Raw genomic sequence first — 9,610 nt, 5'->3', positions numbered from 1 at the left:
GCTCCCTCCCCCTTATATATCCCCCGCCCCGACGACGCTTTAAGAGGTGGCACTTCGTGCGATTTAATTTTATCGCAGTGAGAATATATCTCACTGCTGGGAGACGTTTGGGACTTGTTGTCATTCTGAGGGAGTGAAACGACCGAAGAATCTCTTTCAAACCTACTAGAAAGCCAAAAGAGATTCCTCGCTTGTTTCACAAGCTCAGAATGACAATAGTGGCAGAGTTTCTAGCAATTCTAACAGCAATTCTTCACTCACCTTTTTTCTTTTCAAGGGTTTGTGATGGCAATACTAACAATTCAGGCAGTGAGTGATGAGAAATACATTTTATACAAAGCAAAGTCCGCAAGGCTCACTATTGAGAGAAAAGCTCCTTTTGAAAAAATATGCCAAGCCCTACAAACATTACGCATAAGCCTACTATCTTCTGCCAAGATATTGCCCTCACGCTAAGCTCAAAAGCGCCTATACTATCAAGCACTACGCTTGTAACAAGCTGCCCCATAAGAGCTAGGATAAACATATTGATAAGCCCTATTTTTGGCGCAAGCATAATACTCCCAAAGACGAAAAACGCTCCCAAAATGCCTCCTAGGAATTTCCACCAATTCTGCTGCGTGAGAGCCTTTAATGTATGAAAGTTAAGAGAATGGCTAAAAAAAGCAATAGCTATTAAACACGCACTTCCAATCACAAATGAGACCACAGCTGCCATAATGGGTGTGTTGTCTAAAGAGCGTGCAAGGGCTGCATTAATCGGGGCTTGCAGGGCTATGGCTAAGCCCATAACAAAAGCTAACATATAGTAAAACATTCCTATCCTCCTCATTTATAGGTTTTAAGCCTTTATAACTCTCATATCAGCTGAAATAAAATGAGAGGGTGCTCATGTATTTTGAGAATGGCTACTCAAACTCTTAAGTCTTTTTGCTATGTCTTAAGGCTTTGTAAGCCTTAAGAATCCCCGCCCGAACACTAGTCGCCCACGTGAATTCTTCGGGGCTGAAGCCCTAAAGACATGACAAACTTGGCTACCCGCAAGGGAAACCCACACATAATAAACAGCTGCAATGGAAATTAGTTTGTCATTCTAAGCATTGCGAAGAAAGTTCGCCCGAATTACCAGCGACTCTGTTAGTTTGTCATTCTGAGGGGAGCAAAGCGACCCGAAGAATCTCTAAAGGAATCGCTAGTCGCACTTTTTGGTGTTTTTGAAAGAGAGTCCTTAGCGGATAAGAGAGATTCTTCGCTTCGCTCAGAATGACAAACTAACAACATTTACTCCCAATCCAAAAAGCAATGCTTCACAGAAAGCCCACAGAGATTCTTCACCCTCTGCGAGGGTTCAGAATGACAAACTTAGCTACCCGCAAGGGAAATTATCTTGGCATCACGAGGGAGGGCGTGAGCGGAGGCGAAGAATCTCTCTTATCTACTAAAGACTCTTTAATAGAATCACTATCTCTCAATCTATTTGTGTTTGCCACAAAAAGAATGAAACACATAAAGTGAGTAATGCTCACTCAAAAGCCCTCTCAAGCTAAAACTACCAGCCATCACACATAAAAGTATTTCAATGGAGGGCGTCCATAGACTTTGATATTTTGATCAAATAACTTCATTGTATAAAACATAAATGGTGCCGAAGGTCGGACTTGAACCGACACAGGGTTGCCCCTACTAGATTTTGAGTCTAGCGCGTCTACCAGTTTCACCACTCCGGCGATAAGATTATTAAGTGAGATATTTAAGAAGTATGGTGCGCTGAGCGAGACTTGAACTCGCACGGGTCGCCCCGCCACCCCCTCAAGATGGTGTGTCTACCAATTCCACCACCAGCGCATACCCCCTATTAAAGGGGGAAGAAAGCATTAAATAAAAGGATTCGCATAAAGCGCGATAAGAGCTAAAACCAATGTATAGATAACTTGCGCTTCAATCAAAGCAAGTGCAATAAACATTGTCCCCAAAAGCTTACCACTGATACCGGGGTTACGTGCTGTCCCTGCGATTGTCGCTGCAGCCGCAGAACCCATACCAATAGCACCACCAAGTGCAGCGATACCTAAGCCAATAACAGCCCCAGCAATTGAATATGATTTAATCATATCTTCGCCACTTACATCTGCTCCAAAAGCAAGACCAATCATTCCTAAACATAAAAGAGCTAAAATTTTCATTTTACCACCTCAGATTCTATCTCAAAGCCTGTTCGGATCTGTCCCCTACTGAACACTTTGGAGAGAGCATTATGCCTAAGCTTTGATAAAACAAATATTAAATAATACTTTGGATAAGCCCTAATTCAACTTTATTCTTATGTTGTGAGAGAATCTCACATTCAAGCTCCTCTATCCCCTCTAGTATATCATTTAGCCGCGCTTGCCTATCTTTAGTAATCTTGCTTATATGCAAAAGCCCATCGCCTCCGCGTGGGAGCTCGACAAATACCCCAAAATCCGTGATTTTTTTAATTTTGCCTATAAAATGTTCGCCCACGATATAGCTATCCCAATCCACACTCTGCCCGCCGCCTACAAGCTGCATAATAAAAGCTTTTGCCTTTTGCAAATTATCCATATTATCCGCATGGATACTTACCATACCGCTATCACGTGCTAAATCCACACTTACATTAAAGCGTTCAATAATATCCTTAATCACTCTTCCGCCTGCGCCAATCACTTCTACAACCTTATTGGGCGGTATCATAAAGCTCTCGCTTTTAGGCAAAATATCTACATTTAGCTTTATATTTGCCCTAGCCTTCTCCATAATCTCCAAAATATGTGCCCTTGCTTCCTTTGCCTGAAGTAGGGCTTCTTTGAGTATTGTCTCTGTAATGCCCCCAAGCTTAATGTCCATTTGCATAGCACTAATGCCCTTATAACTTCCAGCAACCTTAAAATCCATATCGCCATCGTGGTCTTCTAAACCGCTAATATCAGTAAGTATGGCATATTTCTCACCTGAAGTTACAAGCCCCATTGCCACACCAGCCACTAAAGAATCTACCTCCACCCCACAAGCGCATAATGCCAATGAGCCTCCGCACACGCTTGCCATTGAGCTTGAGCCATTAGATTCTAAAATTTCAGAGACTAAGCGGATACTTTGTGTCTGCTCTTGTATATTTGAATGCAAGGCACTTCTAGCAAGATTCCCATGCCCTAACTCCCTACGCCCTACACTTCCTATAAGTGCGGCTTCACCAACGCTAAAAGGGAGAAAATTATAATGAAATAAAAAATGCCTTTTTAAAGGCGTTTTACTCGCTGGGCTTTCATAGCTTTGAGCGTCATTCTCCACGCCTAATGTGGCACTCACTAACGCCTGTGTCTGCCCTCGTGTAAAAAGCACGCTCCCATGCACAAAAGGTAAAATATTTGTCTCTATGCTAATGGGGCGCACTTCTTTAAAGCCTCTCCCATCAGCCCTAATGGCAGAATCTAAAATCATACTGCGCACATAATGCCTTTTGGCTGCAAACACATAATCTTGTGCCTGTGTGTGCTCAAGGCTATAATCCTCCGCTACCTGTGCTATAAGCTTGGAGAGAGATTTGGCAGATTCTGATTTTGCCATAAAAGTAATGCTTTCTTTGAGTTGTGGGGCATAGCGGGCATAAATTTCTTCATATAGGCTTTGATCGAAGTTTTGCTCATAAAGTGGAAGAGAAAGTGGGGGCTTTTTATGGGGTTTGAAGTGTTGATTATAGTGTTTTGAGGCATGGCTTATATAGCTTTTAGCTAATTGTATAGCTTCTAAAAATGCCTCTTCGCTTAGCTCATTTGCCCCCTTAGCAGTACGCAAAGACTTCATTTCTATCATCAATAGTTCTTCACCCCTCCCTGAAATAAAAATATCACATTCACTTTGCATTAATTCTAAAGGAGTGGGATTTAACACGAAGTTATCATCAATGCGCCCAATGCGCACCCCAGCTACTGCATTATCTTTGAGAGATTCTAAGGGTAAGTCAGACACATAAAGCGCGCAGGCAGCGGCATTGAGCGCATTAAGGGCTAAATCACTTTTGCCATCATAACTCAGCACTAATACAATAATAGCAGTATTATACCCATACCCTTTGGGGAAAAGTGGGCGTAATGTGCGGTCTATAAGCCTTGAGGTGAGTATCTCAGATTCACTAGGCTTGCCCTCGCGTTTAATAAAGCCAGAGGGGAATTTACTTTTTGCATAAGCTTTTTCAATATATTGCACACTTAAGGGCAGAAAATCCTCACCCACAGGCTTATCTTCTTGCGTACATACACTTGCTAAAAGCACACTTCCGCCATTTTGGTATAAAATCCCTCCATTTGCTCCCCTACCTACATAATCAAAGCGATATTCCTCGCTTAAATTTGCTAGTTCAATCTTTACAGATGTCATTATGTATCCTTTGTGTTATTTAGTATTTCTTCAAACCTCTCATCATCTAAAGGTGTGAGATTGGGGAAATAATGCGCGCTAGAGACATAATCTTCAACCACATAAGGGCAGCACACCTCATCACAAACCTCACTTAAAACTTCATAAATATCCTTTGGCATAATAGGCGCGATAGCGCATAAACTCTTTGCTTTCATATTCATGCAAGTTTTCATTGCCACCCCGATACGAAAGCCCGTTTCTATGCCCATATCAAAAAGCAAGACATCTTTACCCTGCAAAGAGCTTAGCCCCTCGCCCTTGCGTAATTGATAGCGCGCGGGTAAAATCGCTTCTTCATATTGGCGCTGGGCTTCACCATAGACGTAATCTAAGCTGATATGAAAGGCACTCACCAATGCCTCATTCATCACAATTTCCATATCTTCACTCACTACGGCAATGGGGCATTCAGCATTATGAGGGGCAGGGATAATTTGTGTGAAAAGAAATTCCATAGGGATTTTTAACTTTTGAGAAAGGCTATGGGCGTAGATTAAGCCCTCCTTTCCTAATGCTACTAAGAGCGCATTATGCAGAGGGAGATTTTTAATATTTATCACTTCAAGTAATGCTTTGATGGCATCATTAGAATCTTCAAAAATGATTTTTTGCACTTTTATCCTTTATTCTTTGAATCGATATGTTACACCTGTATTTGCCAAAGGTACGAAACGAAATTCTATTTTTACATATTGATTAGTAAGGGGTATGATATTGTTATCCGCTCCAAGCGTTGGGACTATATCTTGAGCGAACTTTAAACCTATGCCAAAACATCGAATGTCTTTGGAGATTGTAACATACCAATCCTTTAAGTAACCACTGCCCACATCATAGCCCACATTTGCATTTAAACGAAAAAAGCCAAAATCATAGCCCAAGCTCCCTCTTGCAAAGCCTGTATTCCCTGAAGCATACAGCCCTGAAGCCAAATAGAGCGGATCTAGCTTAAAGTAATATGTAAAGACTGAATCTAACCCCCACCTGCTAAATGAAGCATTAAGCGAGGCTTCAGCAATACTCTTGCGTTGAGGAGAATAAAACACTGAGGCGCTAAGATTCAAACCTTGCAAGGGGGTAAAGCCAAATTCATTACGCAAGGTTTGCGATGCGCTTAAAAAGCTATCTTGCAAGAAAATTCGCCGATATATCCGCCAATAAAACAACTCTTTGCCATTTTTGCCATAAAAATATTGAGAGAGTTTTAAATCAACTTTATGCTTGTTTTTGACTACATCAACCATATCGCTTGGATTCCAATATGAGGCAAGAAGCGCGCTATCTAAACCCCTATCAAGCAAGGCATTATATGCCTCATAGCGCTCATCTGAGATAGCTTGAGAAGTGTGTTTATATAATGCCCCGCTAAAAATCGCTTCAATATGAAAGGCATGGAAAAAATGCTTATATGGACGTGCGAGGTCGGAATTAAGCGAGATATTATAATTCCCCACAGCATAATTGACTTGATTTTGCATAGCTGCATTTGTGGCATCAACCAAGCCTTGTGCATTTTGGAGTGAGAGAGAAGTCATATACATATCAAGGTTTGCCCCCAATGTTACATATTCTTTAAAAAGCGGCAAAGCTACGCCTATAGGGAGAGAAAGTATATTTTGAAAATACCCATAGCCAGAGGGGCGAGTCACATATTTGCTTTGAAAGTCAAAGGTATAGAGGAGATTCTTTAAAAACAAAGAATCTGTATAGTAGTGATAATGTATATGGGGCAATGCTTGAAAGGTATCTGAATTACTTGCTTTAGAGAGATCAAGATAATACTTCAAATATGCGCCAAAATAATGCTTGCTGGTATTGAGAAAATAATTTATGCGAGATTCATAAAGACGTGTATTAAATGTAGCATTCAAGCTTTTTAAACGCATATATTCAAGGTCATTCATATAAGTGAGATTTGCATAAAAGCCATCGCGCAAAGTATCACTATGGCTAAAAATACCACGTGTTTGATATAAAAATGTCCCCCCATAGATATATTTATTTTTAAGATTGTTTTCTAAGGTATATTCATCAGTATTTTGAAAATATCGTGTTTGCAATAGGGCTACTTGATTATCTTTATCTGCAAAGCGAAACTCCAAATCCCCTCCAAAACCGCGATGAGTGCGAACTTGAGGGGCTATGGTCATATCCCAGCGATTAAATGGTGCGAGAAAATAAGGCTGCATATACATAAAGCCCTGCTTATTGCTAAAAGACATTTCAGGGGAGAGCAAGCCACTCTTGCGCACATTCCCCGTAGGAGCGATAAAATAAGGGAGATAAAATACAGGCATTACCCCTACATAAAATCGTGGATTCCATACACTCATATATTGCTTTTGTGTATTGTATGTCCCAGAGCTTACATTTAAATGCCAAAGGGGGTGGATTATATCACAGCCTGAAATCACACTGCGCTTAAAGGTATATACGCCATTTAATCCTTTAGCTTCTCTTGCGCTTATCCATATACCCATTGTGCTTTGCAAATAGAAATTTTGAATACTTATTTGCTTATCTTGCATATTCATTTGCGCTTCTTGTGTATCAAGGTAGAGCACATCTCCTTGATACACTTTCACTCCACCTTCTAAATGCACATATTGAGTTTGCTTATTATAGGTAATTTGATGAGCTACCATATAGGTATCCCCATAGAGTAAAAACGCATTCCCAGTAGCGATAATCTCTTCCCCACGAGCACGGACATTATCTGCAGATAAATCAAACATATCTTTCTTGCTTTGTGCATTCACGCCTATACACAAAACACAGCAAAAGATATAAATATAGCGCTTCAATATGCAATTACCAAAGTCTTTGCCAATCTATCATGCAATGAGCGCCCACATCTATCCCCAAGACCAAAGATATAGGTAATATAGAGCAAACTCTCGCCTATGTATTTAGCAATAGAGCGAAACAAAGCAGATAGAAAATGTGGCTTATCAAACAAATCTACGCTCACTACGCGCATTTTGCATATAAGCTTGCCGATACTGCTGCCATAATACCACACAAAGAGCGTATCATAAGCGATTTTTAGCACCCACACCTGCCACGCATATTGCATAAGAAACCCGCGGAAGATGCCATAATCGATATGTGCAGAGGTATTTTGAATCTGCGATAGGGTATCAAAATGGATAAAAACAAACACCAAAGAGAGTAAAAACATATCAATAAACCAAGCCAAAGAGCGCAAAGCCTTAGAAGCAAGCTGGAGATTCTCTCTTGCAAGATTTTCTAAGATAGCCTCTTCAGTCATTGTGTAACACCCTATGGGCAATATCATCTCTAAATTGCATACCCTCAAAAGAGACTGATTGTAAAATCTTATAGGCATTATCCCTTGCTTGCTTAATGCTATGAGCCAATCCCACTGCTAAAAGCACGCGCCCACCATTTGCCATAAGCCCCTTTTGCTCATCATAGCTTACCCCCGCATACACAATATGCCCTAAATTTGCCTCAAACTCTCCAATAGTAATAGGCACACTCGCACTTGAAGCATAAGGATAGTCTTTTGAGCAGGCTACCACCGCCACAGCAAAGCCCTCCTTAAATTGACACTCTAAGTCTTTAATCCTCCCCTCAATGCTATATGTAATAACATCAAGCAAGGGCGTTTGTAATAAAGGCATAAGCACTTCGCATTCAGGGTCGCCAAAGCGGACATTAAACTCCAAAAGATAAGGCGAGGGCTCGCCATTTTTCTCTACTACCATAATTCCCGCAAAGAGCACCCCTTGAAATGGACTGCCCTGCTCTTTCATAGCTTTCAATGTAGGGGAGATGATAGTATGAGAAATCCTCTCTAAAAGATACTCATCACAGAGAGGTGTAGGTGTATAAGCCCCCATACCACCGGTATTTGGTCCTTTATCTCCGCTAAGTAGTCGCTTGTGGTCTTGACACGCAGGGAGCAGTATATAATCTTGCCCATCACAAATAGCAAATACCGAAAGCTCATATCCCTCTAAAAATTCCTCTATAACAACGCATTTACCAGCCTCGCCAAATGCCTTGCCAGAGAGCATATCTTGGGTTAGAGATTTTGCTTCTTCTTGACTTTTAGCAATAATCACGCCCTTACCAGCACATAAGCCATCAGCCTTTATCACAATCGGGGCAGAGAGTGTATCAATAAAGGCAGAAAGCTTCATAAAATCGCTTGATTGCATATATCTTGCTGTAGGAACGTCTATTTTTGAGACAAAATCTTTCATATACGCCTTGCTTAGCTCTAAACGTGCCGCCTTTTTTGAGGGAGCAAAAGTGCGGATATTGTGCGCGCGTAACTCATCGCTTAAGCCCTCACCAAGCGGGGCTTCAGGTCCTATAATAACAAGTGTGATGTGATGTAATGTAATGAGTTCTAAAAGTTCTTTAAAGCCCTTATAGCTAAGATTACTCCCTAGCTGCGAAGTCCCGCCATTGCCCGGAGCGAAATATAAAGCGGCTATGCGACTATCTTGCTTCAATGCCAGCCCCATAGCATATTCTCTCCCCCCATTACCGATAATCAAAATACGCTCTTGCATGATAGTCCTTTGAGATATTGTAAATGCAGATAGTGAAACCCCCAAATGAGCGTTATCCAATATGCGTAGCCCTAAAAAGCCACAAATAGGACAAGGAGAATCTCATTAGGCGGCAAATCCTCACTTGCCAAGCAAGCTCAAGCAGAAACACCGACACACAGAAATTACTACCATATCGTCCAAAAATCTTTGATAACAGACTAGCGATAAGAAGGAAAGGCGCGTCATTTAGGTTAAGGGCATTATAACAAAGCAGATTTAATAAGCACCATTAAGCGACTTTAGCATTTGAGTATTTTGCCTTTATGGGCTGTGCTACTATGACAATTAAGCCAACCCTCTCCCAAGCCCTTTATACTCACAAAAATCCCAAAAAGAGATATTTGCCACACCTATAAGGAGCAAATATGACCTTAAATCATCAAAAAACGCAACCAAAGATTTTCTAGCATTTCCCAAAAATAGCAAAGTTTAGTAAGGCAAAACCAACACAGAAAGAGGCAGAAAGAGGATAGAAGAGCTTAGCAAAGCGATTAAGGAGTTTGAAAAAAATAAAAGAGGGCAAGCAAAAGGATATAAAAATGTTACAACATTTCAAAAAGACCATGGAGCGCTTAATGTAT

At 41.0% G+C, this 9,610-nt stretch carries 10 protein-coding genes and 2 tRNA genes; 1 reads left to right on the top strand and 11 read right to left on the bottom strand.

Features of this window, described 5'->3' with window-relative positions:
- The 3 genes from CQA63_RS09500 to CQA63_RS09865 all read right to left on the bottom strand — a co-directional run.
- A partial coding sequence (locus CQA63_RS09500; RefSeq protein ID WP_147288743.1) for a hypothetical protein occupies positions 1 to 200 on the bottom strand: 200 nt, incomplete at its 3' end.
- A gap of 158 nt (positions 201 to 358) precedes the next feature.
- Complete coding sequence (locus CQA63_RS06600) at positions 359 to 817, bottom strand: DMT family transporter (protein ID WP_158655417.1); 459 nt, start codon at positions 815 to 817, stop codon at positions 359 to 361.
- A 320-nt stretch (positions 818 to 1,137) separates the two neighbouring features.
- On the bottom strand, positions 1,138 to 1,281 hold the full coding sequence (locus tag CQA63_RS09865) for a hypothetical protein (protein ID WP_158655418.1): 144 nt from the start codon (positions 1,279 to 1,281) through the stop codon (positions 1,138 to 1,140).
- 72 nt (positions 1,282 to 1,353) lie between these two features.
- Between CQA63_RS09865 and CQA63_RS09860 the strand changes: the two genes are divergently transcribed.
- Complete coding sequence (locus CQA63_RS09860) at positions 1,354 to 1,515, top strand: hypothetical protein (RefSeq protein ID WP_158655419.1); 162 nt, start codon at positions 1,354 to 1,356, stop codon at positions 1,513 to 1,515.
- Positions 1,516 to 1,640: 125 nt separating this feature from the next.
- Here CQA63_RS09860 and CQA63_RS06595 read toward each other — a convergent pair.
- The 8 genes from CQA63_RS06595 to purD form a co-directional block, all read right to left on the bottom strand.
- Positions 1,641 to 1,727 (bottom strand) — tRNA-Leu (locus tag CQA63_RS06595).
- A gap of 33 nt (positions 1,728 to 1,760) precedes the next feature.
- Positions 1,761 to 1,845, bottom strand: a tRNA-Leu gene (locus CQA63_RS06590).
- Positions 1,846 to 1,874: 29 nt separating this feature from the next.
- Positions 1,875 to 2,183, bottom strand: a complete 309-nt coding sequence (locus CQA63_RS06585) for a F0F1 ATP synthase subunit C (RefSeq protein ID WP_104699064.1) — start codon at positions 2,181 to 2,183, stop codon at positions 1,875 to 1,877.
- Positions 2,184 to 2,280: 97 nt separating this feature from the next.
- Entirely contained in the window at positions 2,281 to 4,398 is a 2,118-nt protein-coding gene (locus tag CQA63_RS06580) for a polyribonucleotide nucleotidyltransferase (RefSeq protein ID WP_104699065.1), read from the bottom strand.
- Positions 4,398 to 5,054, bottom strand: a complete 657-nt coding sequence (locus tag CQA63_RS06575; RefSeq protein WP_104699066.1) for a hypothetical protein — start codon at positions 5,052 to 5,054, stop codon at positions 4,398 to 4,400. Before CQA63_RS06575 ends, CQA63_RS06580 begins: the two co-directional genes overlap by 1 nt.
- Before the next feature lie 9 nt (positions 5,055 to 5,063).
- Positions 5,064 to 7,244: an LPS-assembly protein LptD gene (locus CQA63_RS06570; RefSeq protein WP_233706523.1), complete on the bottom strand. Its 2,181-nt coding sequence runs from the start codon at positions 7,242 to 7,244 to the stop codon at positions 5,064 to 5,066.
- A complete protein-coding gene (locus tag CQA63_RS06565) occupies positions 7,241 to 7,711 on the bottom strand; it encodes an RDD family protein (protein ID WP_104699067.1) in 471 nt (156 codons plus the stop codon). The genes CQA63_RS06570 and CQA63_RS06565 overlap by 4 nt, the downstream gene beginning before the upstream one ends.
- Entirely contained in the window at positions 7,704 to 8,987 is a 1,284-nt protein-coding gene (gene purD / locus CQA63_RS06560; protein ID WP_104699068.1) for a phosphoribosylamine--glycine ligase, read from the bottom strand. The genes CQA63_RS06565 and purD overlap by 8 nt, the downstream gene beginning before the upstream one ends.
- Between the last annotated feature and the right edge of the window lie 623 nt (positions 8,988 to 9,610).

Origin of the sequence: Helicobacter marmotae, from assembly GCF_003364255.1 — a bacterium.
GTDB lineage: Bacteria > Campylobacterota > Campylobacteria > Campylobacterales > Helicobacteraceae > Helicobacter_C > Helicobacter_C marmotae.
The sequence above is the reverse complement of the archived record's forward strand: the minus strand, read 5'-3'. Positions and strand labels throughout refer to the sequence as shown.

Bases quoted from the DNA above. Each gene is read 5' to 3' on its own strand.
- CQA63_RS06600 (WP_158655417.1), bottom strand. From the start codon at position 817: ATGTTTTACTATATGTTAGCTTTTGTTATGGGCTTAGCCATAGCCCTG.
- CQA63_RS09865 (WP_158655418.1), bottom strand. From the start codon at position 1,281: ATGTTGTTAGTTTGTCATTCTGAGCGAAGCGAAGAATCTCTCTTATCC.
- CQA63_RS09860 (WP_158655419.1), top strand. From the start codon at position 1,354: ATGACAAACTTAGCTACCCGCAAGGGAAATTATCTTGGCATCACGAGG.
- CQA63_RS06585 (WP_104699064.1), bottom strand. From the start codon at position 2,183: ATGAAAATTTTAGCTCTTTTATGTTTAGGAATGATTGGTCTTGCTTTT.
- CQA63_RS06580 (WP_104699065.1), bottom strand. From the start codon at position 4,398: ATGACATCTGTAAAGATTGAACTAGCAAATTTAAGCGAGGAATATCGC.
- CQA63_RS06565 (WP_104699067.1), bottom strand. From the start codon at position 7,711: ATGACTGAAGAGGCTATCTTAGAAAATCTTGCAAGAGAGAATCTCCAG.
- purD (WP_104699068.1), bottom strand. From the start codon at position 8,987: ATGCAAGAGCGTATTTTGATTATCGGTAATGGGGGGAGAGAATATGCT.